This is a genomic window from Paraburkholderia sp. OAS925 (assembly GCF_040543975.1).
GTDB lineage: Bacteria > Pseudomonadota > Gammaproteobacteria > Burkholderiales > Burkholderiaceae > Paraburkholderia > Paraburkholderia graminis.
This window is the reverse complement of record NZ_JBEUNO010000001.1, coordinates 3,468,696-3,493,423: the sequence shown is the minus strand read 5'-3', so window position 1 is coordinate 3,493,423 and position 24,728 is coordinate 3,468,696. Positions and strand designations below refer to the sequence as shown.

21 protein-coding genes, 1 tRNA gene and 1 pseudogene are annotated in these 24,728 nt (G+C 66.3%); 10 read left to right on the top strand and 13 right to left on the bottom strand.

Going from position 1 to position 24,728, the window contains the following annotated elements; translation table 11 throughout:
* Nucleotides 1–4 precede the first annotated feature (4 nt).
* Nucleotides 5–838 carry a thymidylate synthase gene (locus ABIE53_RS15225; protein ID WP_192698802.1) on the top strand — a complete coding sequence of 278 codons (834 nt, stop codon included), beginning with the start codon at nucleotides 5–7 and terminating at the stop codon, nucleotides 836–838.
* A 278-nt stretch (nucleotides 839–1,116) separates the two neighbouring features.
* Nucleotides 1,117–1,326 (top strand): annotated as a pseudogene (locus tag ABIE53_RS15220) (thymidylate synthase); the annotation flags it as partial.
* Between the two features lie 97 nt (nucleotides 1,327–1,423).
* Here the strand turns inward: ABIE53_RS15220 and ABIE53_RS15215 are convergent.
* A complete protein-coding gene (locus tag ABIE53_RS15215) occupies nucleotides 1,424–4,189 on the bottom strand; it encodes a DUF6600 domain-containing protein (RefSeq protein WP_192698803.1) in 2,766 nt (921 codons plus the stop codon).
* A 220-nt stretch (nucleotides 4,190–4,409) separates the two neighbouring features.
* On the bottom strand, nucleotides 4,410–5,123 hold the full coding sequence (locus tag ABIE53_RS15210; RefSeq protein ID WP_006052844.1) for an ArsR/SmtB family transcription factor: 714 nt from the start codon (nucleotides 5,121–5,123) through the stop codon (nucleotides 4,410–4,412).
* A 234-nt stretch (nucleotides 5,124–5,357) separates the two neighbouring features.
* Between ABIE53_RS15210 and ABIE53_RS15205 the strand changes: the two genes are divergently transcribed.
* The 5 genes from ABIE53_RS15205 to ABIE53_RS15185 all read left to right on the top strand — a co-directional run bounded on the left by ABIE53_RS15205 (nucleotide 5,358) and on the right by ABIE53_RS15185 (nucleotide 9,399).
* Nucleotides 5,358–5,495 (top strand): hypothetical protein, encoded by a 138-nt coding sequence (locus ABIE53_RS15205; protein ID WP_165919783.1) that lies wholly within the window; start codon nucleotides 5,358–5,360, stop codon nucleotides 5,493–5,495.
* 242 nt (nucleotides 5,496–5,737) lie between these two features.
* Entirely contained in the window at nucleotides 5,738–7,021 is a 1,284-nt protein-coding gene (locus tag ABIE53_RS15200) for an MFS transporter (protein ID WP_192698804.1), read from the top strand.
* A complete protein-coding gene (locus tag ABIE53_RS15195; protein ID WP_192698805.1) occupies nucleotides 7,021–8,427 on the top strand; it encodes a GlxA family transcriptional regulator in 1,407 nt (468 codons plus the stop codon). Before ABIE53_RS15200 ends, ABIE53_RS15195 begins: the two co-directional genes overlap by 1 nt.
* A gap of 37 nt (nucleotides 8,428–8,464) precedes the next feature.
* Complete coding sequence (locus ABIE53_RS15190; RefSeq protein ID WP_165919784.1) at nucleotides 8,465–8,623, top strand: hypothetical protein; 159 nt, start codon at nucleotides 8,465–8,467, stop codon at nucleotides 8,621–8,623.
* 269 nt (nucleotides 8,624–8,892) lie between these two features.
* Nucleotides 8,893–9,399, top strand: a complete 507-nt coding sequence (locus ABIE53_RS15185) for an acyl-CoA thioesterase (RefSeq protein WP_006052848.1) — start codon at nucleotides 8,893–8,895, stop codon at nucleotides 9,397–9,399.
* A 211-nt stretch (nucleotides 9,400–9,610) separates the two neighbouring features.
* Here the strand turns inward: ABIE53_RS15185 and fumC are convergent, their stop codons facing one another.
* The 5 genes from fumC to ABIE53_RS15160 all read right to left on the bottom strand — a co-directional run bounded on the left by fumC (nucleotide 9,611) and on the right by ABIE53_RS15160 (nucleotide 16,205).
* A complete protein-coding gene (gene fumC / locus ABIE53_RS15180; RefSeq protein ID WP_107706425.1) occupies nucleotides 9,611–11,011 on the bottom strand; it encodes a class II fumarate hydratase in 1,401 nt (466 codons plus the stop codon).
* Nucleotides 11,012–11,026: 15 nt separating this feature from the next.
* A complete protein-coding gene (locus ABIE53_RS15175; protein ID WP_192698903.1) occupies nucleotides 11,027–12,643 on the bottom strand; it encodes a phospholipase D family protein in 1,617 nt (538 codons plus the stop codon).
* A gap of 160 nt (nucleotides 12,644–12,803) precedes the next feature.
* Entirely contained in the window at nucleotides 12,804–13,763 is a 960-nt protein-coding gene (gene panS, locus ABIE53_RS15170) for a ketopantoate/pantoate/pantothenate transporter PanS (protein ID WP_029967821.1), read from the bottom strand.
* Between the two features lie 496 nt (nucleotides 13,764–14,259).
* The gene (locus tag ABIE53_RS15165; RefSeq protein ID WP_029967820.1) at nucleotides 14,260–15,669 is read right to left on the bottom strand and encodes an MATE family efflux transporter; all 1,410 of its coding nucleotides are present in this window, start codon (nucleotides 15,667–15,669) and stop codon (nucleotides 14,260–14,262) included.
* A gap of 317 nt (nucleotides 15,670–15,986) precedes the next feature.
* On the bottom strand, nucleotides 15,987–16,205 hold the full coding sequence (locus ABIE53_RS15160; RefSeq protein ID WP_006052853.1) for an RNA-binding S4 domain-containing protein: 219 nt from the start codon (nucleotides 16,203–16,205) through the stop codon (nucleotides 15,987–15,989).
* Nucleotides 16,206–16,551: 346 nt separating this feature from the next.
* Here ABIE53_RS15160 and ABIE53_RS15155 point away from each other — a divergent pair, with 346 nt between their 5' ends.
* The 3 genes from ABIE53_RS15155 (at nucleotide 16,552) to ABIE53_RS15145 (ending at nucleotide 19,874) form a co-directional block, all read left to right on the top strand.
* Nucleotides 16,552–17,031, top strand: a complete 480-nt coding sequence (locus ABIE53_RS15155; protein WP_114156346.1) for a hypothetical protein — start codon at nucleotides 16,552–16,554, stop codon at nucleotides 17,029–17,031.
* A gap of 108 nt (nucleotides 17,032–17,139) precedes the next feature.
* Nucleotides 17,140–17,421 (top strand): hypothetical protein, encoded by a 282-nt coding sequence (locus tag ABIE53_RS15150; protein ID WP_006052855.1) that lies wholly within the window; start codon nucleotides 17,140–17,142, stop codon nucleotides 17,419–17,421.
* A 257-nt stretch (nucleotides 17,422–17,678) separates the two neighbouring features.
* Nucleotides 17,679–19,874, top strand: coding sequence for an ATP-dependent helicase (locus tag ABIE53_RS15145; RefSeq protein ID WP_114156345.1), 2,196 nt, complete (start codon nucleotides 17,679–17,681; stop codon nucleotides 19,872–19,874).
* 494 nt (nucleotides 19,875–20,368) lie between these two features.
* Here the strand turns inward: ABIE53_RS15145 and ABIE53_RS15140 are convergent, their stop codons facing one another.
* The 6 genes from ABIE53_RS15140 to ABIE53_RS15115 form a co-directional block, all read right to left on the bottom strand.
* Complete coding sequence (locus ABIE53_RS15140) at nucleotides 20,369–21,136, bottom strand: DUF4088 family protein (RefSeq protein WP_006052857.1); 768 nt, start codon at nucleotides 21,134–21,136, stop codon at nucleotides 20,369–20,371.
* Nucleotides 21,137–21,851: 715 nt separating this feature from the next.
* Complete coding sequence (locus ABIE53_RS15135) at nucleotides 21,852–22,181, bottom strand: AzlD domain-containing protein (RefSeq protein WP_107706430.1); 330 nt, start codon at nucleotides 22,179–22,181, stop codon at nucleotides 21,852–21,854.
* A complete protein-coding gene (locus tag ABIE53_RS15130; protein ID WP_107706431.1) occupies nucleotides 22,178–22,942 on the bottom strand; it encodes an AzlC family ABC transporter permease in 765 nt (254 codons plus the stop codon). The genes ABIE53_RS15135 and ABIE53_RS15130 overlap by 4 nt, the downstream gene beginning before the upstream one ends.
* Nucleotides 22,943–22,991: 49 nt before the next feature.
* On the bottom strand, nucleotides 22,992–23,822 hold the full coding sequence (locus ABIE53_RS15125; RefSeq protein WP_192698806.1) for a helix-turn-helix transcriptional regulator: 831 nt from the start codon (nucleotides 23,820–23,822) through the stop codon (nucleotides 22,992–22,994).
* Between the two features lie 141 nt (nucleotides 23,823–23,963).
* Nucleotides 23,964–24,476: a CreA family protein gene (locus ABIE53_RS15120; protein ID WP_107706433.1), complete on the bottom strand. Its 513-nt coding sequence runs from the start codon at nucleotides 24,474–24,476 to the stop codon at nucleotides 23,964–23,966.
* A gap of 151 nt (nucleotides 24,477–24,627) precedes the next feature.
* A tRNA-Asn gene (locus ABIE53_RS15115) sits at nucleotides 24,628–24,703 on the bottom strand.
* Between the last annotated feature and the right edge of the window lie 25 nt (nucleotides 24,704–24,728).

Sequence of the window (24,728 nt, the reverse complement as noted above, 5' to 3'; positions counted from 1 at the left end):
ACGAATGAAGCAATACCTCGAACTTCTTCGAGACATACTGGATAACGGCGTCACCAAGGGCGACCGTACTGGAACCGGCACTACTTCGGTGTTTGGGCGGCAGTTGCGACACGACCTTTCCAAGGGGTTTCCGCTGCTGACGACGAAGAAGTTGCATTTCAAGAGCATTGCCAACGAGCTTATTTGGTTTCTTAGCGGAAACACGAATGTCGGCTGGCTGCAGGAAAATGGAGTGAGCATCTGGAACGAGTGGGCGACAGAAGATAACGAGCTCGGACCGGTGTACGGCAAGCAGTGGACCGCGTGGCCGACCAAGGATGGTGGAACCATCAATCAGATTGACTACGTAGTGGAAACGCTGCGCAAAAACCCCAACAGCCGGCGAATCCTGTTCCATGGTTGGAACCCCGAATATCTGCCGGATGAGTCCATCAGCCCTCAGGAAAACGCAAGGCGAGGTCGCATGGCGCTTCCGCCGTGCCACCTTCTGTACCAGTTCTATGTGGCTGAAGGCAGACTTTCCTCTTTGCTGTACATAAGAAGCTCCGATAGCTTTCTTGGGTTGCCCTACAACATTGCCTCGCTCGCGCTTCTGACCCATATGGTTGCGCAGCAAACTGACCTTGTGCCTCACGAAATTGTGGTCAGCATCGGTGACCTGCATGCATATTCAAACCATATGGAACAAATTCAGACGCAGTTGTCTCGCGATGTGAGGGCGCTGCCCCAGCTTGTAATCAAGCGGAAGCCTGCGTCGATTTACGAGTACAAGTTTGAGGACTTTGAGGTGGTTGGGTACGACCCGCATCCATCCATCGCTGCCCCTATCGCTGTCTGACTCCCGCTATTCAGGGAGACAATTCGGTTGCGCCTGCCGGACTTTCCGGTAGGCGCTTTTTCTTTTGCGCTACAGATTGATTGGCCAATCATGCGCGCACAAGCGCAAGCAACCATCAACACAGGCGGAGGACTGCGTTGTGCACTGCTACTGCAACAGAAGTGCTGCTTAAATGGCACCTAAAACTGGTTCTAAAAAACAAGTGGCCGGAGGCGCATTTTCGGTTCAAAGGTTAAGAAAAACCGTCAAGGATGGTACTTTGCTTTTGGTTCGTTAAACACATCTACGAGAATCAGCTTGCCATGCTGCAGGAGCAGCTCAAGCGCGAGCCGTATGAAAGCCCGACGCTCGCGATTTCCGATCGCGTGCCGGACTACGCGAAGACCGGCGTGTACGAGCCGGAATGGCTCGAGAAGATCGAACCGTCGGACTTTTCGCTGGTCGGCTATCGGCATCACGAGCCGCTAACGGCGCCGATGGCGGTTTAAGCGGCGCTGTACGGAGAAGGGTAAAGCCCCTGCGATGTGAATCGCGGGGGCTTTTTTTATGTCGATGAACGTTGCGGTTTGGGAAAGCAGAGAGCGCTTAGCCTCGGTGATGCTCGTCGTGGCCACCGCCCGACCGCTGCTCGCCGTGCGGCGGTTGTGGTTGCGGCTGCGGACGCGGTTGCTGCTGCTGCGCTTGCGGCTGAGGACGCGGCTCGGGGCGCGGCTGCGCTTGCTGCGGATGGAACTCGGGGCGCGGCTGCTGCTGAGCCTGCGGCTGAGGACGTGGTTCTGGACGCGGCTGCATCTGCTGCGGATGGAACTCGGGACGCGGTTGTTGCTGCGCCTGCGGCTGAGGGCGCGGTTCGGGGCGCGGCTGCATCTGCTGCGGATGGAACTCCGGACGCGGCTGCTGTTGCGCCTGCATCTGCTGCGGATTGAGTGCGGAACGCGGCTGCTGTTGCGCCTGCGGCTGACGCTGCGGCTCAGCCCCCGGCTGTGCCTGCTGCTGACGAAACTCCTGCCGAGGCGGCTCTTGCCCCCGCGGTTGCGGGCGCACTTCGCCACCAGCCTGCGCCTGAACCCCCTGACGCGGTTGCTCCTGAACTTGCTGCGGCCGCCCAAGCGCCTGCGCGCGTTCGTCGCGCTGCGCCGGCTGCGCATCCTGCCGCAGCCCCTGACTTTGACCTTGCCCGATCCGCGTCTGCTGTCCCACGGCGGGATTCTGCACCGGACGAGGCACACCGCCTTGCCGCCCCGCGGCATCCACGTCACCGCGAGCCTGCTGGGCGCCGCCGACCCTTGGCGCCTGCGATCCCTCACCTCCGCGCTGCAAACTCTGCTGCGCTTGCTGAGCCATCGGCACATGCGGCTGAGTCCAGGCAGGCTGCTGACGACCATCGGCTCCAGCTTGCCGCCCCGCGTCCTGTGACCGCGCAAACCCGGCCGCGTTGCCGCCGTTCTCACGCGGCGGACGCGGCACGCCGTTCGCCGCGCCAGCCGGCTGACCGTTCGCCACTGCCTGCATGCCGGGCCGCCCCTGCTGCATCGCTGCATGCGGCGGTTCGCCTGCGCCAGGCGCCTCGCCGGGGCGGCGCGTTGCCTGCTCACCGCGATCAGCAGCGCCCGGCGCGGGCCGCCCGCCAAGCCCCGGCTCAGGAGCCGGCGCGCCTGCTGCCGCGCCAGGCATTCGTCCCGGAAGATGCGACTGCACGACCCGGACGTTCTGCATCGGCGAAGAACCAGGCGCGCCCGCGAAGTGCGCCGGCACCGACGTCCGCACGATCGGCTGCCCCGCGCCAGGCACGCGCGCCCCGCTTTGCGCAAAACGCTGCGCGAGGCCGTCGTGGTACGCGGGCGGCAGCGACGGACTGCGCGTCGCCATCACCGGACGCCCGATGACGCCCGCCGGCGGTCGGTAATTCGCGTTGCGCTGGCCGGGCCCGAAGCTCTCGCGCACCGGCGCGATGCCCGGAGCGCCGGGGTTGATCCGCGCGTTGCGCCACTGCGCCGGGTCGACCTTCTGCGCGAACCGTCCGACCGGCTGTCCGTGAACGAAAGCCGTCGCGGGCACGGCGGTCACGGCCCGCGGCGCCCGATAGTTGATGTACGTGTTGTGGACGTTGGTGATGTTGGTGATGTTGGTGATGTTGGTGTGGTTGTAGTTGTTGACCACCGTCGTGCGATTGACGCGTTCGTAGTAGCGCGGGCTCCAGTTGTCGCGGCCGCCCCATTGCGGGTGCCATCGTTCGCCGGGGCCGAGCGGGAACCACGCGACGCCCGCAGCCATCGCGCCGCCGATCGCCAGATTCACGCCCCAATCGACCCCGCCGCCGCCACCACCGACGAACGCCACCAGCGCCGGCGCATAGACCGGCGGCGCGTTGACCACCACAGGCCCCGGCACCCACGCCCACGAATCGTCGACATAAGCCCAGCGGCCGTAGTGGTAGGGCGCGAAACCCCACGGCGCGTCGTCGACCCATGTCCAGCCCCACGGCGCCTGCCATACCCAGTGGCCGTCGTGATAGGGCGCCCAGCCTGCGGGCGTCGCGCGCGGCACCCAGACTTCGCCGTATTGCGGACTGCTGCGCCACGTGCCGTTGGCGTCGAGGTCCTGATAACCGGGAATTTCGCGCGATACATACCGCGCCGATACCGAGCGGTCTTCCGCGGCGTCGCGGCTCGCGGCCCATTGGTCGAACGCGTCGGCGCCCGGCGCGCCGTCGTCGGCGAGCGCCTGCAGATCGGTGCCGGCAAAGCGCAAGTGCTGGCCGGCGGCGATCGGCACCTGAGCGCCGTCGCCATACGCCGTCGCGCTGCCGCTGCGCACGGTGACGGTGGTGCTGCTGCCGTCGGGCGCGACGTCCACGCGGTAGTCGCCCGCGCCGTTCAGCCCGAGCGCGAGATTCGGGGTGTCGATTTCATACGACGAGCCCGGCGGCAATTCCCGCACGCGCGCCGACAAAGTACCTTGCGCGACTTTCAACTGCGCGCTGTTGTCGTCGAGATTGAGCAGATCGAGACTGGTGGACTCGCCCAGACGCACGGCCGTGGAGCCGATATGCAGCTCGGAGCGTGCGTTCCGGTCATTCCACAACTGATCGCCGGTGGTGAGCGGCCGATTGATCTGGGCGTACGACCAGTCGGCGGCGCCGGCGGGCTCTGTCGTGACGGTCCCGGCCATGTAGTTCAGACGCGCGACGCGCCCCGGCGGATCGGCGTCCTGCGTCGCGACGCCTTGCGGTGCGGGAACGGCTTGCTGCGCGAGCGCGCATTGCGTCGCGAACAGGAAGGCGGCGGTGGCGAGCAACGTGTAGCCGAGTGTCCGATGTCTCGACGGTTCGCGCGGGGTCGTGGTTTTCATGATTCGTTCTCCGACGGACGATGCACATGCAGCATCCGTGAACCACTCTACCCGCGCCCTATGTTTCAAGGCCCCCACTTTTGTAAGGCCGTCTCACCAGCGGTAACAAAAGGTCTCGATCGAGGCGTGGAGGCGGGCTCGGCTGCGTTTGGCGCGGCAACCCGGACTGAACGCCGAGCCGCGCCGGAGTCAACGCTTCGGCGTTCCGCCTGCCCGCCGCTCACTCCGCGAGAAACGCGTCGAAATGCCGATGACCTGCCGGCGTGATCCGCAAAATGCGCGGCCGCTCGGTCCGTTCGACCCAGCCGCGCGCCGCCCACGAATCCAGCAATGCCGCGCCGAGCGCGCCGCCGAGGTGCGGGCGTCGCTCGCTCCAGTCCGGGCATGTGCAGGCGAAGCGGCGTCGACGGCTGCGCTGCGCCGACACGTCGATGCCCCAGTCGGCGAAGCGGGCAGCGCCGTCGGACGTGGCTTCGAGCGACGTCCCTTGCAGGCTCAGCAGTCCGCGGCCGACGAGCCGCTCGAACACCCGCACCGACAGTTCGCCCGCCATGTGGTCGTAGCAGGTGCGCGCGTAGCGCATGTCGGTCGGCACCGTGCGCACCGGACGCGGCGCGGGGCGCTGGGGCGCGCTGACTTGCGCGACGTTGGCCAGCGCTTCGATGGAGGCCGCGATATCCGCCGATGCAATCCGGAAATAGCGATGCCGGCCGCGCACTTCGAGCGCGAGCAGGCCGCCGTCGGTGAGACGCGCGAGATGCGCGCTGGCCGCCGACGGCGACAGCCCGGCGATCATCGTGAGTTCGCCGGCGGGGCGGGCGCTGCCGTCCATCAGCGCCCACAGCATGGCTGCGCGGCCGGGGTCGGCCAGCAGCGCGCCGATCCGGCTCAAGCCTGGAAAATGATTGTGTTCATCTGCTAGGAAGGCGGGCATGGGGCGCTCCGTGTTCGGTCTTTCGGGCGATGCGCGGGTCGCACAACGCGTCATGTGCCACTCTACGCGGCGCATGCATTCGATGTTTCAGCTTAGCGTGAACCGTCGAATGCAGCAGCTACGAAAACCCGGCCCGTCTGCGGGCGGACCGTGCTCGGCGCTTGCCTGTGCGTTCATGCGTGCGCTTCCACTGCCAAGCTAGAATCGACGCCTGTCTTTCGAAGGAACGCAGTCATGAAAATGGTTTTGGCCTTAGTGGCGTCGATCGTGTTGCTGGGCGCTTGCGCGCAGGGCGGTTCGACGTCGGGCGCGGGCACCGGCAGCGTCACCATGTACGGCACGATCGACGAAGGCATCACTTTTCGTAAGTAACGGAACGGCCGCACGGTCTGGTTAAACGGTCCCGAATGGCAGAAAGTGATGCATCATTGTCATGACTGCCACGCGCGAGCATGTGACGATGCGGCTTTCGCTACTCGAGCCACTCAGGCCACTCGAGGCACCTGGCCCACTTCGCCCACTTGGACCACGGAAGCCGCGATGGCTTGAACAGCGACCGCCGCGACGGTGCGCTCAGAGCCGCCGCGATCACTCTCCGCCGCCGGAACCGACCTATGCCGCCAGCCGCTTCTGCTTCCGCCTCCGCCCCCAGCACCGCTTCAACCTTCTCCGACCACGCCGCCGATCTGCGCGGCCCCGATCCCCACGGCCGCCGCGCCGCGCGCGTGCTGGCCGTTTGCCAGGCGCTGTACACATCGTCGGTATCGATCGATCTGACGCTGACCGGGCTCGTCGGCTACACGCTCGCCGACGACAAGGCGCTCGCCACACTGCCGTTCTCGTTGATCACGGTCGCGGCCGCGCTGACGACCGTCTTCGCTTCGTTCCTGATGGCGCGCATCGGCCGTCGCGCGGGCTTCGTACTCGGCGCGGGCGTCGGCGCGCTGGGCGGCGCGGTGTCCGTGTGGGCGATCTTCCATCACGACTTCTGGGCGTTCTGCGCGGGCACGGCGACCGTCGGCGTGTTTCAGGCGTTCGCGCAGTACTACCGGCTGGCCGCCGCCGACGCAGTCGGACTCGAAGGCAAGAGCCGCGCGATCTCGACGGTGCTCACGGGCGGCGTCGTCGCGGCCGTGTGCGGTCCGCTGCTCGCCGCGTGGAGCAAGGACTGGCTTGCGCCCGTCGCGTTCGCGGGCTCCTATGCGCTCGTGACCGGACTCGGGCTCGCGTCGATCGTCCTGCTGATGCTGCTGTACCGCGACATGGCGCCTGCGCCCGCCGCGGCCACTTCCGACGACGCCGCGCGGCCTCTGCGCGAGATCGTGCGGCAGCCGATCTTCGCGGCGGCGCTCGCGAACAACGCGCTCGGCTATGCCGTGATGATGTTCGTGATGACCGCGACGCCGATCGCCGCAGTGGCGTGCGGGCACAGCATCGGCGACGGCGCCGCGATCATCCAGTGGCATCTGGTCGGCATGTTCGCGCCGTCGCTGTTTTCCGCGCGGCTGATCCGGCGCTTCGGCGTGCTGCCGGTGATCGGTGCGGGCATCGCGCTGTCGGCGTTGTGCGGCGTGTTCGCGTTGCGTTCGACCGATCTCCCGCATTTCTACGCCGCGCTCGCGTGCCTGGGCGTCGGCTGGAACTTCATGTTCGTCGGCGGCTCGACGCTGCTCGCGCAATCGTACCGGCCGTCGGAGCGCGCGAGGACGCAGGCGACCAGCGAATTCACCACGTTCGCGTGTTCCGCGCTCGGCTCGCTGTTCGCCGGGCAATTGCTGGCGCGCTTCGGCTGGGCGGCGATCAATGCGGCGATCTTTCCGCTCCTCGGCGTGGCGGCGCTTGCGACGCTGGCTTACGCGCGCTCGTTGAAGCGCCGCGCGGCGTCGGGAGTCGCGTGATGAGCGCGCGTCATATCGTGTTCGCCGTCGCGCCCGATCTCGTGTTGCTCGACGCATGCGGCCCGCTCGAAGCGTTCTGGCGCGCGGAACTGACTATGGCCGCGGGGAGGGGGGATGGTAGGGGCGCTGGTGCTGGCACTGGCAACGGCACTGGCTCCGGCTCTGGTTCTGGCTCTGGTTCTGGCTCTGGTTCTGGCTCCGGCTCCGGCTCCGGCTCCGGCTCCGGCTCCGGCAACGGCAACGGCAACGGCAACGGCAACGGCAACGGCAGCGGCAGCGGCAGCGGCAGCGGCAGCGGCAGCGGCAACGGCAACGGCAACGGCAACGGCAACGGCAACGGCAACGGCAGCGGCACTGGCAACGGCAACGGCAACACCAACGGCAACACCAACGACGCCTCGCCCGTGCCCCACTCGCCGCACTCCCGCCCCGTCGCGTACCGCACGACGGTTGCATCGATCGACGGCGGCGTCCTTCAGACTTTTCCTGGCCTGCCGGTCGTGACCGAACGGCTCGACTCGCTCGACGCCCAGCCGATCGACACACTGATCGTCCCCGGCGTTCCCATCGATGAGCACTGCACGCTGCAACCCGAACTCGTCGCGTGGATCAGGCGCAATGCGCCGCGCGCCCGCCGCATCTGCTCCGTGTGCACCGGTGCGTTCTACCTGGCGGCGGCGGGCCTGCTCGACGGCCGGCGCGCGACCACACACTGGCGCGAGGCCGCGCATCTCGCGCGCCGTTTTCCCAATGTGCACGTCGACGCCGATCCGATTTTCATCCGCGACGCGGGGTCGGGCGCGCGGTCACACGAACACAGCAGCACAACCCCGCGCGAAAGCGTGGTCTGGACCTCGGCAGGCGTGACCGCAGGCATCGATCTCGCGCTTGCATTGATCGACGAAGACCTCGGCCACGCAGTCGCGATGCAGGCCGCACGGCGCCTCGTCGTCTTCATGAAGCGGCCGGGCGGCCAGTCGCAGTTCAGCGCGGCGCTGGCGGCGCAGGCATCGGCGGGCGGGCCGTTCGACGCGTTGCATAGCTGGATGGCCGCGCATCTGCGTGACGATTTGACGGTCGAGCGGCTCGCCGAGCGCGCGCGGATGACGCCGCGGACTTTCGCGCGCCGCTACGTCGACGAAGTGGGGCGCACGCCGGCGAAAACCGTGTCGGCGCTGCGTCTCGAAGCGGCTTCGCGGGCGCTCGCGGAATCACGTCGGCCGCTTAAGCGGATCGCGCTCGACTGCGGCTTCGGCAGCGAGCAGAACTTGCGGCGCGCGTTCGTACGGCGCTTCGGCGTGTTGCCGCTCGATTATCGCGAGCGGTTTATGTCGGCGGCAGCAGCGCCGTCGTCGGCGGCGAGCGGCGTGGTTGCCGCGGACAGCGGGCGCCTCGAAACGCTCTGAACCGCGATGCTCGCGCGGAGAACCCGCGCATCGAGTAGTGGAAATTCGACGTCAAAATCCGCGCCACGCGTCGCCGCACCGCTTCGGCGTGCTGCCGCTCGATTATCGGGAGCGGTTCCTGTCGGCGGCAGCAGCGCCGTCGTTGGCGGCGAGCGGTGCGATTGTCGCGGACAGCGCGCGCCTCGAAACGCTCTGAACCGCCGCGCTCGCGCGCCGAGACCCGCCGCATCGAATCGTGGAAATTCCGTGTCGAAGAAGTCTCTGGCACGCGTCGCCGCGCCGCGCGCGGCCGCACCCGTCGCCATCGTCGTCGACCTTAAGCGCTCAACAAGGCCAGCCGCCGCCCAAACAGGCACCACCTCGTCCACCTATCGCCTCACCAGCCGATCCGACAAATTGGCGCGCCGTCAATATTGCGCTCGTATAATCGCCTCCTTTCAATGCATCCGATTGACCGGAGTCAAGATGAGCAGCCATCCTGCAGCGCCGCTGGACCGTTCCGAAACCACCTTCCGTTTTCTCGCCGAACCGAGTTCGGTCAACTTCGGCGGCAAGGTGCACGGCGGCGCGCTGATGAAATGGATCGACGAAACCGCCTATGCGTGCGCGGCCGTCTGGTCGGGGCGTTATTGCGTGACGGTGAGCGTCGGCAACATTCGTTTTCGTCGGCCGATTCTGGTCGGCAACCTCGTCGAATTGCGCGCGCGGGTCGTGGCGACGGGACGCACCAGCATGCACATCCACGTGTCGGTGCAGGCGGGCGATCCGAAGGGCGGGGAGCTGCTGCAAACCACGGACTGTCTCGTCGTGATGGTCGCGGTCAACGAGAACGGCAGCCCGGTGCAGGTGCCGTCGTTCGTACCGGAAACCGACGAGCAGAAGCGCCTCGCGAGATACGCAATGGATGTGAAGGAAGCGCTCGACGCGATCGTCGAACTGAAGCCCGAAGAAGTGGCGCAGGGCAAGATCTGAACAACGAGGGTTACGGGCGCCGACTTCAAAGCGGTGCGAGCCACAAGCGCACGCACCTCACGTACCGAACCCACGTTTCCAGACCGAAAATCAAAGCGGGCAAACCGGGCAAACCGGGCAAACCGGGCAAACCGGGCAAACCGGGCAAACCGGGCAAACCGGGCGACTCACCACGAGCCGCCCAACAACCGCCCGAGGCGTCGAGGCGTCCCTACGGCGCCGAATGCCCGACCATATCTCCCGGCCGCACCCATTCGTCGAACTGCTGCTCGGTGACATGACCGAGCGCGAGCGCCGCGGCTTTCAGCGTGGTGCCTTCCTTGTGCGCCTTCTTCGCGATCTGCGCGGCCTTGTCGTAACCGATGTGCGGATTGAGCGCCGTCACGAGCATCAGCGATTCGTTGAGCAGCGTGTCGATCCGCTCGCGATTCGGCTCGATGCCAACCGCACAGTTCTCGTTGAAACTGCGCGCGCCGTCCGTCAGCAGGCGAATGGATTGCAGTACGTTGTGCGCAATCATCGGCCGGAATACGTTCAGTTCGAAGTTGCCGCTCGCGCCGCCGACGTTCACCGCGACGTCGTTGCCGAACACCTGCGCGCACAGCATCGTCAATGCTTCGGACTGCGTCGGATTGACCTTGCCCGGCATGATGGAGCTGCCCGGTTCGTTCTCGGGAATCGACAGTTCGCCGAGGCCGCAGCGCGGACCGCTCGCCAGCCAGCGGATGTCGTTCGCGATCTTGTTCAGGCTCGCGGCCACCGTCTTCAGCGCGCCGTGCGCGAAGACGAGTGCATCGGCGGCCGCCATCACTTCGAATTTGTTGGGCGCGGTAACGAAGGGCACGCCGGTGAGCTTCGCGATCTCCGCCGCCACCTTCTGCGCGAACTGCGGATGCGCGTTAAGGCCGGTGCCGACCGCCGTGCCGCCCTGCGCGAGTTCGTACAGATGCGGCAACGCCGATTCGACGTGGCGAATGCCCTGGTCAAGCTGCGCGACGTAACCTGAAAACTCCTGGCCGAGCGTGAGCGGCGTCGCGTCCTGCAAGTGCGTGCGGCCGATCTTGACGATGTCGGCGAACGCGCGCGCTTTGCCGTCGAGCGTATCGCGCAGTGTCTTCAAAGCGGGCACGAGATGTTTGACGATGCCATGCGCGGCGGCCACGTGCATCGCAGTCGGAAACACGTCGTTCGACGATTGCCCGCGATTCACGTCGTCGTTCGGATGAACCTTGCGCGCCTCGCCGCGCTCGCCGCCGAGCAGCTCGCTCGCGCGATTCGCGATCACTTCGTTGAGGTTCATGTTGGTCTGCGTGCCGGAGCCGGTCTGCCAGACGGCGAGCGGAAACTCTTCCGGATGCTTGCCGTCGATGATCTCATCCGCCGCCTGCATGATCGCGCGCGCCTTGCTTTCGTCGAGCACGCCGAGGCCCAGGTTCACCTCGGCGGCGGCGCGCTTGATCACGGCGAGCGCGGTGATCAGTTCGGGCGATTGCTTCTCGGTGGAAATGCGGAAATTCTGCAGCGAGCGCTGCGTTTGCGCGCCCCATAGACGGGCGTTCGGCACGGCGATTTCACCGAACGTGTCGCGCTCCATTCGTACGTCTTCAGTCATGGTTCAGCTCCGCTTTTAAAGTTCTGCGTTGACCGGCAATAAGGAGAATAGCCCGGTTAGCGCATTCCGGTATAACCCTGCCTGCGGGTCGAAAATATACGTACGCCGCACGCCGTTCTCGACGTCGGTCCAGACGAGCGGCGACAGCGGCGCGCCGATCGAGCGGAGATAGGCGAGCTGCGCGTCGTCGGCGAGCGTCACGCGATAGCTTTGTTGCGGTTCGATCGCGCGGTCGAAGATGTCAGCCACCTGCGCCGCCAGTTCCGGACTGTGGATCACGAGCGCGAGTTCGGTGTTCAGGTTCGCCGAGCGCGGATCGAGGTTCATTGAACCGATCACCAGAATGCGCCGGTCGATCATAAAAGTCTTCGCATGCAGACTCGCGCGCGAACGCGAGCCCGCGAAACCCGCGGCCGGCGTTTCCTGGCGCGGTCGGAACTCATATAGCTCGACGCCCTGCTTGAGCAGCGGCACGCGAAACGGACTGTAGCCGGCTTGCACCGCGACCGCGTCGGTGGCGGCGAGTGAATTCGTCAGGATTGCTACGCGCACGCCGCGCTGCGTCAGTTCGCTGAGCGCCTTGACGCCCGCCTCGTGCGGAACGAAGTAGGGCGACACGATCAGGAAATCCTTGTGCGCGTCCTTGATCAGTTCGCCGAGCCGCTTCAGCGGCGGACTCACGTAGTCCGGCGACGGGTTCTCGATCTTCTCCGGCTCATCCGCCTTGAACTCGGCGTGCGCCCACGTCAGGCCGAGTTGCCTGCTGGAAATCTGCGCGGCGAGCGGCGTCGCATTCAGCGGCTTTGCGTTGTATGGATCGGCGTTGGTGCGCCAGTGCTGGCGAAGATCGTCGCGCGTCTGGTCGAGTTCCTTTGCGTCGAACTTCTGCTTGTTCAGCACACGCAACGGATACGCGAGACTGCTGTTCCAGTAGTCGTCGAAGCTCGCAGAGACATCGGCGGTGATCGGACCGGCGGCGAGCACGTCGATGTCGCGGAACTGCAGTACCTCGCTCGCGCTGAAGTATTCGTCGCCGAGATTGCGGCCGCCGACAATCGCCAACTGGTTGTCCGCGATCATCGCCTTGTTGTGCATGCGGCGCGTGAAGTGGCCGATCTGCGTGAAGAGATTCGTGGTGCGCTCGAACACGCCTTCGCGCGCACTGCCGAACGGATTGAAGACGCGAATCTCGATGTTGCTGTGCGAATTCAGGCCCGCCATGATGCGGTCGATGTCCTTGAAATTCAGGTCGTCGACCAGCATGCGTACGCGCACGCCGTGATCCGCCGCATAGAGCGCCGCGCCGAGCAGCAGCTTGCCGGTGGTGTCCTCGTTGGCGATGTAGTACTGCATGTCGAGCGTTTTGGTCGCCGCGCGGGCGAGCGCGATGCGCATCTGCAACGCGTCGGTGCCGCTCGAGAGCACGCGAAAACCCGACTCGTCCGGATGAGCGGCTTCGAGCGGCGCGAGCGCTGCGCGAAGCGGCGTGTTCTCGGTGGCGGGCAGCGCGTGAGTGACCGGGCGGTCGAACGCGGTGGCGGGCGGCCTCGTCGCGCACGCGGTCAGAAATGCCGATGCGCAGCACAGCAGGAAGAAATGTCTCGTAGAACTGATTGCACGCTTGCGCTGCATCGCGGTCTGCTTTTGTTGTGTAGGCAACTGCACGCTCTTTCCCCTTTGTTGTTCAGGCTTTTCGTGCGGCGGCGCAGTGTCTTCACACGCGCCGCCGAGAAAACCATTCTAAGGGGAATCGGGCCGCCGGACTGTTGGCGGCGGCACGAGATGGGCGTGCTTAGACGCGTCCGGGATTCACCGCGCGTTCGTCGTTGGCATGGGTCGAGCCTTTCGCCGGACGCCCTGCCCAGAAGCCCGCGAGCAGCGAGCCCGAGAGGTTGTGCCACACCGAGAACAAGGCGCCCGGCAACGCGGCGATCGGCGTGAAATACAGCTTGCCGAGCGTCGCGGCGAGGCCCGAGTTCTGCATGCCGACTTCGATGGCGAGCGTGCGGCAGACGGCTTCGTCGAAACCGAGCAGACGGCCGCCCCAATAACCGCCGAGCAGACCGATGCCGTTGTGCAGCACGACGCCGAACATCACGACGAGGCCGACGGACGCAATGCTCTTTTGCGTGCCGCCCACCACCGCGCCGATGATCAGCAGAATCGCGACCATCGACACGAGCGGCAGCACGGGTTCCACTTTGCGCACAGTCTTGTTGAACAGATGATTCACCGCGAGGCCGACGACGATCGGCAACGCGACGATCTGCAGGATGCTCATCAGCATGCCGTGCACGTCGACCGCGATCGACGCGTCCACATAAAGGCGCGTGAGGAGCGGCGTCGCGAACACGCCGACCAGCGTGGACAACGCGCTGATCGTTACCGACAGCGCGACGTCGCCGCGCGCGAGATAGATCATCACGTTCGACGCCGTGCCGCTCGCGACGCTGCCGACCAGCACCATGCCCGCCGTCAGGTCGGGCGGCATGCGCAACGCCTTCGCGATCGCCCAGGCGGCAAGCGGCATGACGAGGTAATGCAGCACGATGCCTGCGATCACCGGCGCGGGCCGCGTGAAGACGCGCTGGAAATCGGCGACGGAGAGCGTGACGCCCATCGCCAGCATGATGATGGTCAGGAGTGTGGTGACGTGCGGCGCGATGCCGGAAAACGATGCCGGCGACGAATAGGCGGCAACCGAAATGAGCACGGCCCAGAGTGGAAAGAGACGGGTGATGCGGGCAAGCATGAGGCGAGGTCCTTGGTTGGGTATTTTTTCGTGAGAAGCGACTGGCGAAAAGCGCGGGTCTCTAGTAATGCCGTATTAAGCGCTATTGGCGCGGCGCGCGGCGATGGTTCTGCGAAGCGGCGGTGCCGTTATGGATCGGATCGGCCGCGCGCGAGCCGCTTACCCGCAGCGTGTGTGTCGCGCCGGTTGCGCTGTTCGTCTCTTGCAGGAGAAAGGCAGTGCGTCAGCGGATGGCGGACCTGCCGGCGGCGCGGTCCTTTGTGAGGAGCGCGGCCGCGTTTTTTCGTCGGATGGACGCGGGGTCGCGTCGCTCGGAACGAACGCGCATTTTACCGTTGCCGCGCAAAGGCTGCCGGACGCTTCGTTGCGCGTGCAACGAAAGTAAGCGTTCCGCGAGGCAGCACGAAGTAGCGCCTCGACGCACGAAATTGCCGCTGCCGTACTCGCGCTTATTTCCGCGCGCTCATTCCCGCAGACCCGCCTGGTCCTGCCGCTTTCACACCGATGCAGCAGGCGGCGCGTCCTTCGCCGGCACGCGCCGCAAGCTCAGCTTGTGAAAGCGCAGCGTCATCAGCAGCGCGACGCTCGCGAGCCCGGCCGCGAGTCCCCACCACAAACCGCGCGCGCCGAGCCCGAAGTGAAACGCGAGCGTATAGCCGGTCGGAAAGCCGATCACCCAGTAACCGAAAGCCGCGGCGATCATCGGTATACGGGTGTCTTTCAGACCGCGCAGGCAACCGGAACCGACTGTCTGCATGCCGTCGACGATCTGAAAAATAGCGGCCACGCCGAGCAGCGAACTCGCGAGCGCGACGGTCGCGGCATTCGCCGGATCGTCGAGATGCAGGTAGAGGCCGACGATCCAGTGCGGCGCCGCGATCAGCACGATGCCCGACAGCGTCATGAAGCCGACGCCGAGCGCAAGCGCGACGAAGCCCGCGTGGCGCGCGGCCAGCGGCTGCCCCGCGCCGGACCAGAAGCCGACGCGCACATTGGCCGCCTGGCCGATCGCGAGCGGCACCATGAACGCCACCGACGCGACGTTCAGCGCGATCTGGTGCGCGGCCAGTTGCGATTCGCCGAGCAGGCCGACCATCAGGCCGGTCGCGAGAAAGAGCGTCGACTCGACGCCATAGGTGATCGCGACGGGCCAGCCGATGCCGAACAGCTCGCCCATCAGCGGCACATTGGGGCGCGTTGCGACGACGAAGTGGCGATAGCGCGGCCGCAGGTGCAACAGTGCCATCAGCACGAGGGCGGTCAGCCAGACGGTGATCGACGTCGCGGCGGCCGAGCCAAGAAAACCGAGCCGCGGCAGGCCGTACGCGCCGTGAATCAGCCCGTAGTTCAGGACGCCGTTCACGCCGACGCTCACGAGCGATACCCACAGGAGCCGCCGCGCCGCGCCGATCGCCGGCAAAAACGAGCGCATCAGACCCACGCCGATCAGGCTGCCGAGCGCGCCCCAGCGCAGCACCGCCGCATATTCGCCGACGTTGTGCGCGAGCAGCGCGGGCTCGCCGAACGCGAGCAGGATCGGCGTGGCGAACGACAGCAGCGCGAACGCCGGCACCGACAGCAGCACCGACAGCACGAAACCCGTCCAGTAGATGTGCGGCACGCGGCTTTCGTCCTGCGCGCCGCGCGCATGCGAGACGCTTACGCTGACGGACGTCAGCACGCCCTGCAGCAGCGTCACCACGACGAAGAAGAGATTCGCGCCGAGGCCGCCGGCCGCGAGCGCGTCGGGGCCGAGCGAGCCGAGCAGGATGGTGTCGGTGACGGCCATCGCCATTTGCGACAGTTGCGCGATCGCGAGCGGCGCGGCGAGCCGCGCGGTGTCGGCGGCGTGGCGCGAGAAAGTCGGCGGCGGGGCGGCGGACCGGGTGAAGCCGGATTGGGTCATGGAGCGTGCGTATTGAGCGGATCGGGACAGCGCGTTGGGCGACAGGGGCATGGGCTTGCGGGCGGCGCGGCTTACGCACGGCGTAGCGGCCGGCGCACGAGGCGCGGGCAAGCGGGGGACGCGGCGGCGGCTAAAAGCTGGCGCGTTCGCCGCGATGGCGCGTGCAGCCACGAGTTCCGAAGCCGACGACGTCGGTCCATGCGCGTGTCTGGCAAAACCAACAGCTTATTGTGTGGCCGCTGAACTGTCGATGGAGAACGCACGTTTTTGGTGCGCGAGCCGGCTGCGGAATCTCGTGGTCCGGCGGAGCGCCCGCGTCACGCCTCGTGGACGGCGATTCGCGTGTCGCCGAGCAGCACCACCTGACCCGCGCGGATCTTGCACGTTTTACGCGTTTCGACGCGGCCGTCGACGGTCACCGCGCCGTCGGCGACCATCAGTTTGGCCTGGCCGCCGCTGTCCGCGAGTCCCGTAATCTTCAGCAGATTGTGGAGTTCGACGTAGTCGCCAGTGAGCGTGAAATCGAGGTTGGGCATGGGCGTTGCACCTTCAGGCGAGGGGTTCGCATCATAAGCCACAAGCTTGCCCTGAAGAAGGCGCGCTGTGTTTGCCCGTGTGTTTGCCCGCGTCATTGCGGATGCCGGCCGCGCGTCGGCGAGCGCATCGCAAGCAAATGCAAGCAGATGTTATGCGCTTGTCAGAAAGTGAAACGTCGCGTAACACCGGTCGCCACGAAACGACTTCACTCGTAAAGTGGGTCTCAGCAGCAAAGCTTGCCGAAAACTTGTTCGGCTGTGAGCAGACCGGGAGGCGTCCTGCAAAGCGCCGCCACGACGCGGCGCCGGACGGCTCGCATCACGACAACTTGAAGAGGAAATCGCCATGACCCAGATTCGTACGCTACTCATCGGCACAGCCATGACCGCCTTCGCCGCAACCGCGGCTGTGGCGCAGACCAGCCAACCCGTTCAGCCAATCCAGCCGGCCGCGGGCGTGAATACGCAAGCGCAACTTCAGGCACAGACGCCGGGCGCCGATGTCGCGCCGGCAGCGCCCGCCGCGCAGGGCGTGCAGCCGGTCACGCCGCCGCCGACGCGTCTGACGGCGCCGGGCTCGGCCGATCCGCTCGTGCAGAAGCGCGAAGCGAACGCGAAGGCGAGCGCGGAATACCGCGCGTCGAAGAAGGCATCGAAGGCCGAGTTGAAGCAGCAGCAGAAGGCCGCGAAGTCCGAATACACGGAGCAGGTGCGCGACGCGAAGATCAACATGAAGGCGGACAAGCAGGCCGCCAGCAACGAAATGAAGATGAACATGCAGGGCCAGGCCGGCGCGCAGACCGACGGCGGCGAGGTCAAGCATTAATCGCCGGTCGCGTCGGGGCGCGATGCGCCCGGCACGTCGGACTTGCGCCCGGGCGCGACGCGCTCTCGCCCGGGCCCATGAGATTTAGATTTGGCAAGGAGGTATCGCATGAACAGCACTCAATCTACGAAGTCGATGAAATCCGCCGCTGGCCGGCTTTGCGCGCTGATGATCGCGGGCTGCCTGTCGTCGGTGGCTTTCGCCCAGGCTAGCGATCCGGCCGCCGCCCCGGTCACGCACGCCGACAAGAAGGCGGCGAAGGAGCAGTCGAAGGCGGACAAGAAGGCGGCTGTCGCGCAAGCCAAGGCCAACAAGGAAAAGACTGAGGCGCAAGCCGACGCCGATAAGGCTAATGCCGAGGCCAATTTGAAGGATGCCAAGAAGCAGTAGGGTTCTGGCTCTCGGCTCGATGAAGGAGCCGGAAGGCTTGCTGGTCCATGACGGCCCGTTCAGCGTGAAGCGAACGGGCCGTTGTGTTTTCTGACTCGGGCTTGCTGGCCGCCGACGCCATACGGCGCCACGCGTCCCGCGCCAAGTCTGCGTACAACGCCCGGAGCCGTCCGCGAAAAAAGGGCGCTTGTGCGCCAGGGTTGTATGGATATACAGTATGCGTCGCTCCCCAATCCATCCAATGCCTGCCAAAAAACGTGCTTTCCGTCGCCGAATCTCCGCCGCCATCCGACGCCGCCGCCTGGCTCACGAAGCTCAACGACGCGCAGCGCGAGGCCGTCGAATACGGCGCGGATACGCCGCACGCACCGCCCGGCGCGTTACTGGTGATCGCGGGCGCGGGTTCCGGCAAGACCAACACGCTCGCGCATCGCGTCGCGAATCTGATGGTGAAAGGCGCCGATCCCCGGCGGATTCTGCTGCTCACGTTCTCGCGCCGCGCGGCGCTCGAAATGACTCGCCGCGTCACGCGCATCGCCACCGCGGCGCTCGGTACGCGCGCCGCGCTCGCGCAAGGGCTGACGTGGGCGGGCACCTTCCATAGCGTCGGCGCGCGGCTGTTGCGCGAATATGCGGAGCTGATCGGCCTTGCGCCGGCCTTCACGATCAACGACCGCGAGGATTCCGCCGACCTGATGAACCTGGTGCGTCATGAACTCGGGCTGTCGGCGAAAGAACGGCGCTTTCCGGCCAAGAGCACCTGCTTCGCGATCTATTCGCGCGTGGTGAACACGGGCGCGTCGCTCGGCCAGGTTTTGGACAGCGCGTTTCCGTGGTGCCGGGAATGGGAGGCGGATTTGCGCATGCTGTTCGCCGCTTATGTCGACGCCAAACAGAAGCAAAGCGTGCTCGATTACGACGATCTGCTGCTCTACTGGTCGCACATGGCCGCCGAGCCGGCCATTGCCGCCGATCTGTCGGCGCGCTTCGATCATGTGCTCGTCGACGAGTATCAGGACACCAACCGCCTGCAGGCGTCCATCCTGCTCGCGCTGAAGCCCGACGGCCGCGGCCTGACCGTGGTCGGCGACGACGCCCAGTCGATCTACTCGTTTCGCGGCGCGACCGTGCGCAACATTCTCGACTTTCCGGCGCAATTCGATCCGCCCGCCACGCAGATCACGCTCGAGCGCAATTACCGTTCGACACAGCCGATTCTCGCCGCGTCCAATGCCGTGATCGAACTGGCCAGCGAGCGCTACACGAAGAACTTGTGGACCGACAAGGCATCGGCGCAACGCCCGCGTCTCGTGACCGTCGCCGACGAGGCCGACCAGGCGCGCTACGTCGTCGAACAGGTGCTCGAAGCGCGCGAGCAGGGCATGAAGCTGAAATCGCAGGCGGTGCTGTTTCGCGCCGCGCATCACAGCGCCGCGCTCGAAATCGAGCTTACGCGGCGCAACATCCCGTTCGTCAAGTTCGGCGGACTCAAGTTTCTCGATTCGGTGCATGTGAAGGACGTGCTTGCCGTGCTGCGCTGGGCCGAGAATCCGCGCGATCGCGTGGCCGGCTTCCGCGTCGTGCAACTGCTGCCGGGCGTGGGGCCGGCCACCGCCGCGAAGGTGCTGGACGAGATCGTCGCTCGTGCCGGCGCCGGTGTCGGCGCAGGTGTCGGCGGCGGTGCTGGCGGCGGTGTCGGCAATCCGGCCGGGACTGTGGCCGAGGGTCTGGCCAACTCGGCGGCCAACGCGCTCGCGGCGTTCGCGCCGCCGCCCCGCGCGCAGGAGGACTGGCATCCGTTCGTCAGGCTGATGTCGAGCGTGTACGGGCGGCAGACGCCGTGGCCCGCCGAGTTCGAGATGGTGCGGCGCTGGTACGAGCCGCACCTCGCGCGCAATCACGAAGACGCCGCGATCCGCCATGCCGACGTGCTGCAGATGGAAAGCATCGCGGGCACCTATGCGTCGCGCGAACGCTTTCTCACCGAACTGACGCTCGATCCGCCCGACGCCACCAGCGACGAATCGGGCGTGCCGCTCATCGACGAAGACTATCTGATCCTGTCCACCATTCATTCGGCGAAGGGGCAGGAGTGGCGCAACGTGTTCGTGCTGAATGGTGTCGACGGCTGCATTCCGTCCGACCTCGGCACGGGCAGCGAAGACGAAATCGACGAGGAGCGCCGTCTGCTCTACGTGGCGATGACGCGCGCGAAGGAAGATCTGCATATCGTCGTGCCGCAGCGCTTTTACGTGCACAACCAGACGCATCTCGGCGACCGCCATGTGTGGGCGTCGCGCACGCGCTTCATTCCCGCGCATCTGATGCCCTTGTTCGACGCTTATGCGTGGCCGCGCGTGCCGGTGGCGAGCGCGCCGACAGCCGCCGGGCTGGCCGCGGCGGCGCAGGCGAAGATCGAAATCGGGGCGAGGCTTAGGAAGATGTGGGATTGAGAGCCGGTTATAGCCGGTTGCTGGCGGCTTGCCGGAGCAGTCATCGGCGAGACAAGTGGGGTCGGTGCGGCGGGGCGCTAGCGGCGCGGCGGGGGCGAGCAAGGTGACCAGAGGCCGCAGCGCCCCAATGCCCCGGAAGCAGCCACGCGAGGCGGCCACCGCGGCCAAAGACCGCAGCGCCAAAGACCGCAGCGCCAAAGGCCGCAGCGCCCAAAGGCCACCGCGCCCAAAGGCCACCGCGCCAAGGCCACCGCGCCAAGACCACCGCGCCAAGACCACCGCGCCAAAGACCACAGCGCCAAAGACCACAGCGCCAAGACCACCGCGCCAAGACCACAGCGCCAAGACCACAGCGCCAAGACCACAGCGCCAAGACCACAGCGCCAAGACCACAGCGCCCAAGGACCACAGCGCCAAGACCACCGCGCCAAAAACCACCGCGCCAAAGACCGCAGCCACAAATTGCCCGGAAAGCGGCTAAGCGCTCACCACGCTTACCGCGACTGACGTTGCTGCTGCTGAGGCGTCGGACGCGGCGGAACGAAAAAGTTGCGCAACCATGCCGCCATCCGCGAGAACACGTCGTACGGTTCTTCGACGAAGATTTCCGGTTTCAGCAGGCGCAAATATTCCATGATCTGCTGCGCTTCCTGTTTCTGGAACGAGCCGTGCGAAATGCCGAGGCGCAACAGCCCGCGCAGTTCGCCGAGCTTTTCGCGCGCCGTGCTGCCCACGTTCGTTTCGCACGCGACCTTCGCCTCGTACACACGCTGACGCAGCGATTCGACGAGCCGCCATGCCGGCGTCTGCATGACTTCCTCGAGCGCCTGGATGTCCTGCACGGCGCCCTTGATCTGCGCGGCGAGCGGGTCGACCAGCACGGCGTCGCCTTCGGCTTCCTTGACGATGGCCGCCGCCCAGTCGCGGCACTGCTTGGCGAGTTCTTCCGGCGTCCATTCCGAGCGTGCCGCGAAGCCGAAGCCGAACTCGCCCGCCTGCTGCATCAGAATCGCGACGACGTCCGGAAACTCCTTGTCCAGCGTGCGTTTCGCCCATGCATACTGGCCGCCCTGCAACATCCGCTGAACCGCGTGTTCGGTCAGCGGCACCATGTTGTCGAGCAGCTTGGCGCGCAAAAAGTCCTCGAACGACGGCGTCGCGAACTGCGGATCGAGCTTCAGCGATACGCGCAGAAAAGCCTCGAAATCCTTGCGCAGCGTCGCGATGGTCTCGTCTTTGAGCGTGAGGGTGATTTGACCCATGTGTCTATCCCGTTTGGTCCTGCCGCGCGGCCTCGTCGTGTGCTCCGGTCGCAAGCGGACCCGGAGATTCGACGCGCGATGGCCACGCGCTTGATTCCTGCCTGTTGCCGCGTCGTTGGCGGGACGTATCCCGTATCCCGACGAGCGGACCTCGACTGCTTATCGGCGGATTGACGGGAAACTTAAGGGTTTTATCGGGTAGCGCGCGGGCGCTGGAGGCGTCCTTTGGTGGCGGGATGCGGCGAGGATGCTGAGGAGCGGGCGGCGGCGACGGCGGCCAATGCGTCCGGCGAGCGGGACGAGCGGGGGCGTTGGTGGCGGTGGATTATGCATCCGGCGCGCGGACGAGCGGGCGTAGGCGGCGGTGGGCACTGCATCGGGCGAGTGGACGAGAACGCGTAGGCGGCGGGCAATGCGTCGGGTGAGTGGACGAGCGGGCGGCGGCAGCTGACTATGCGTCCGGCGCGCGGACGAGCGGGTGTAGGCGGCGGTGGGCACTGGATCCGGCGAGTGGACGAGCACGCGTAGGCGACGGGCAATGCGTCGGGTGAGCGAACGACCGGGCGTTAGCGGCGGCGGGCAACGCGTCAGGCGAGCAGACGCGCAGGCGTTTGCGGCGGCCGGCCGCCGCAGCCATTGGCAATGCGACGGGCGCAACCGCCACCAGCGCCGCTTCCCACGTGAGTAGGCACTCACCAGGGCGCCGCCCAAGTCACTACCTCAGCACCACGCATTGCCACACAAAAAACACCGTCAGCCCAATCGCGATGGTGACCAGCGGGCGCCGCGTCAGCGCGCTCGCCGCCACGGCGGCCAGCGCGCCGACCAGTTGCGGATTGCGCCAGGTCAACTCGGCGCCGGCGTCGGCGCCATGCGGCGAGACGGCCATCGGCACGATGATCGCTGTCAGCACGGTGACCGGCACGAAGCCGAGGGCAGTGCGCACCAGCGGCGGAAACACCAGCCGGTCGCCGAGCACGAAGACGGCCGCGCGGATCACCCAGGTGATCAGCGCCATGCCAAGTATCAGGACGACGTAGTTCATCGCGACGCCTCCGCGGAACGGCGCGAGCGCCGCGAACGAAGCCCCGGCGTCGACAGCAGAACGCCGACGACCACGCCCGCGAACACCGCGGCGAGCAGGCCGAGCTTGTACGGCCACGCCTGCCACAGGAAAGCCAGCGTGCCCGCGGTGGCCGCGGCCGCGATGTAACGCAGCGCGACCAACTGAGGCACGACGATCGCGATAAACGTCGCGACCATCGCGAAGTCGAGCCCGAGCGATTGCAGGCCCGGAAACGCCGCGCCGAACAGCAGACCGGCGACCGTCCAGCACTGCCAGTTCAGATACATCGCGAGACCCGCGCCGAAGAAGTAGTGCGGTCCCACGGTGCCCGGCTCACGGTGGCGATAGTGCTCCCAGGCGACCGCGAAGACCTCGTCGGTGAGAAGCGCGCCGAGCGCCCAGCGCCAGCGCGCCGGCAGATGCGCGACATGCGGCGCGAGTGTCGCGCTGTACAGCACGTGCCGCAGATTGACGACGAGCGTCGTCGCCCAGATCACGGCAAAACTCGCGTGACCGGCAATCAGCCCGAGTGCAATGAACTGCGCGGAGCCGGCGAATACGACGAGCGACATCAACTGGCCGTGCCACAACTGCAGCGGGCCGGACGCGACGAGCGTGCCGTAAATGACACCGAAGGGCGCTGCGCCGATCATCATCGGGATGATGTCGCGTGCGCCGGCGGTGAATTCCTTGAGATGGTTCGAGCGGGTCAAGACTTGCCTCCTTGAGCCGGGAAGCATAGCGGGCGAGGCGCGGCCGCACTTGTACGTTCTTGCGGACGAGCGATCGTCACGCTCCCTGCCAGCGTCCGGGCGGCACGCCGAACATGCGCCGGAAGTGCCGCGTGAAATGGCTCTGGTCGGTAAAGCCGCTGGCGGCGGCTACATCGGTGACGGGAACGCCCGCGCGCAGCGGCGCAAGCGCGCGTTGCAGCCGCACCTGGTTGCGCCACGCGTGAGGCGGGAGGCCAGTGGCGCGGTTAAAGAGCCGCGCCGCGTGAAACGGCGAGAGCCCCGCGGCCTGCGCGATCTCGGCGAGCGTAACCGGTTCGAGAAGATCGCCTGTCAGACGCTCTTTCATCGTCGCGACGCGGGCGTCGTCGGCGGCGACGCGCGAGGACTCCGGCTGTGTCTGCGCGTAGCGCACGAGCAAGGTGGACAGCGCGTCGAGCATCGCGGCTTCCGCGGCGAGCGCGTCGGTGCCGTTTTCGAGCAGACAATGCGCGTTCGCGAGCCGCGCGGCGAGATCAGGATCGCGGATCACGCCGGGCGTGAACCACGGCAGCGGCTGCGGCTTGCCGGCGACTTCGTCGGCGAGTTCGTGGATGAACTGCACGGGCGCATACATCACGCGATACCGCCAGCCGGCCTCCACCGCCTTCGAGCCCGTGTGCAACTCGCCGGGGTTGATGATCGGCACGCCGCCCGCTTCGGCAACGTAGTCCGAGCCGCGATACCGGTAGCCTTCCGCGCCCGCGACGATCACCGGGATCGTGTACGCGTCTTGCCAATGCGGCGCGAATTCGTGATCGTGGTATTCGGCCGTGAGCAGGTCCGCGCCGGGCAGAAGCGGCGTGCGCCAGTAACGGGCGGAGTTGCGAAAACGATGAGCGGCGGTCATGGCATGGCTTTCATTCAGCCACTCAGTTTAGCGCGGGCAAGCGGTCGGCGGCATGCGCCTTCCGGCTATGCGCATGCTGCACTTTTTCGTAGGACGCTGGTTATGTGCTGCTATGTCGCGCGTTGTCTCGCCGCTGCGGGCTCACTTGAGCGGAATGGTCGTGCCGGCCGGCATGGGCACGGCGCTCACGCTGTTTTTCGCGCTGCCGCTCACCACGCGGTCGCTGTACGTGAGATAGACGAGCGCGTTGCGTTTCGTGTCGACCACACGCACGACATGCAGCGCCTTGAAGATCAGCGACATGCTGACGGAGAACACATCGGCTTGCTGCTTGAGCGGTCCGCTGAAATGGATCGCACCGACCTGGCGGCAGGCGATGGACGCCTCCGTGGGATCTTCGGCGATGCCGAGCGTGCCCTTGACGCCGCCCGTCCGCGCGCGCGATACGTAGCAGGTCACACCTTGCACGAGAGGATCGTCATAAGCCTCGACGACCACGCGATCCGAGCCGGTGATGCGAAAGTTCGTATTGACGCTGCCGACTTCCTCGGCGTGCGCAAACGGCACGAGCACGGTGGAGGCCAGTGCAAACGCAGTTGTAAGTGCGACCGCAAACGCGGCCGCAGGCGCGGTGCGCAACGAGATGAATTTCATGAGATTGCCGACTGATGATAGGGTTCGTTGGGCAGCGCGGTGATGCGCTGCGAAGCCGTCATCGTATACCGCCGCGTCGTTCGCGCGACGATGGATGGCCAAAGCCATCGGCAAAACAAAAAGGCCCGCATGGATGCGGGCCTTCGAATTTTGGCTCCTCGACCTGGGCTCGAACCAGGGACCTACGGATTAACAGTCCGGCGCTCTACCGACTGAGCTATCGAGGAACAGCAGTACAACTTGATCTACATA

Excerpts from the sequence above, each read along its gene's own strand:
- ABIE53_RS15160 (WP_006052853.1), bottom strand. The coding sequence starts at position 16,205 with ATGCCCAACCTCGATTTCACGCTCACTGGCGACTACGTCGAACTCCAC.
- ABIE53_RS15135 (WP_107706430.1), bottom strand. The coding sequence starts at position 22,181 with ATGAACTACGTCGTCCTGATACTTGGCATGGCGCTGATCACCTGGGTG.
- ABIE53_RS15200 (WP_192698804.1), top strand. The coding sequence starts at position 5,738 with ATGCCGCCAGCCGCTTCTGCTTCCGCCTCCGCCCCCAGCACCGCTTCA.
- ABIE53_RS15210 (WP_006052844.1), bottom strand. The coding sequence starts at position 5,123 with ATGCCCGCCTTCCTAGCAGATGAACACAATCATTTTCCAGGCTTGAGC.
- panS (WP_029967821.1), bottom strand. The coding sequence starts at position 13,763 with ATGCTTGCCCGCATCACCCGTCTCTTTCCACTCTGGGCCGTGCTCATT.
- ABIE53_RS15195 (WP_192698805.1), top strand. The coding sequence starts at position 7,021 with ATGAGCGCGCGTCATATCGTGTTCGCCGTCGCGCCCGATCTCGTGTTG.
- ABIE53_RS15175 (WP_192698903.1), bottom strand. The coding sequence starts at position 12,643 with ATGCAGCGCAAGCGTGCAATCAGTTCTACGAGACATTTCTTCCTGCTG.
- ABIE53_RS15185 (WP_006052848.1), top strand. The coding sequence starts at position 8,893 with ATGAGCAGCCATCCTGCAGCGCCGCTGGACCGTTCCGAAACCACCTTC.
- ABIE53_RS15130 (WP_107706431.1), bottom strand. The coding sequence starts at position 22,942 with ATGCTTCCCGGCTCAAGGAGGCAAGTCTTGACCCGCTCGAACCATCTC.
- ABIE53_RS15150 (WP_006052855.1), top strand. The coding sequence starts at position 17,140 with ATGAACAGCACTCAATCTACGAAGTCGATGAAATCCGCCGCTGGCCGG.
- ABIE53_RS15120 (WP_107706433.1), bottom strand. The coding sequence starts at position 24,476 with ATGAAATTCATCTCGTTGCGCACCGCGCCTGCGGCCGCGTTTGCGGTC.
- ABIE53_RS15215 (WP_192698803.1), bottom strand. The coding sequence starts at position 4,189 with ATGAAAACCACGACCCCGCGCGAACCGTCGAGACATCGGACACTCGGC.
- fumC (WP_107706425.1), bottom strand. The coding sequence starts at position 11,011 with ATGACTGAAGACGTACGAATGGAGCGCGACACGTTCGGTGAAATCGCC.
- ABIE53_RS15165 (WP_029967820.1), bottom strand. The coding sequence starts at position 15,669 with ATGACCCAATCCGGCTTCACCCGGTCCGCCGCCCCGCCGCCGACTTTC.
- ABIE53_RS15140 (WP_006052857.1), bottom strand. The coding sequence starts at position 21,136 with ATGGGTCAAATCACCCTCACGCTCAAAGACGAGACCATCGCGACGCTG.
- ABIE53_RS15225 (WP_192698802.1), top strand. The coding sequence starts at position 5 with ATGAAGCAATACCTCGAACTTCTTCGAGACATACTGGATAACGGCGTC.
- ABIE53_RS15125 (WP_192698806.1), bottom strand. The coding sequence starts at position 23,822 with ATGACCGCCGCTCATCGTTTTCGCAACTCCGCCCGTTACTGGCGCACG.
- ABIE53_RS15155 (WP_114156346.1), top strand. The coding sequence starts at position 16,552 with ATGACCCAGATTCGTACGCTACTCATCGGCACAGCCATGACCGCCTTC.
- ABIE53_RS15205 (WP_165919783.1), top strand. The coding sequence starts at position 5,358 with ATGAAAATGGTTTTGGCCTTAGTGGCGTCGATCGTGTTGCTGGGCGCT.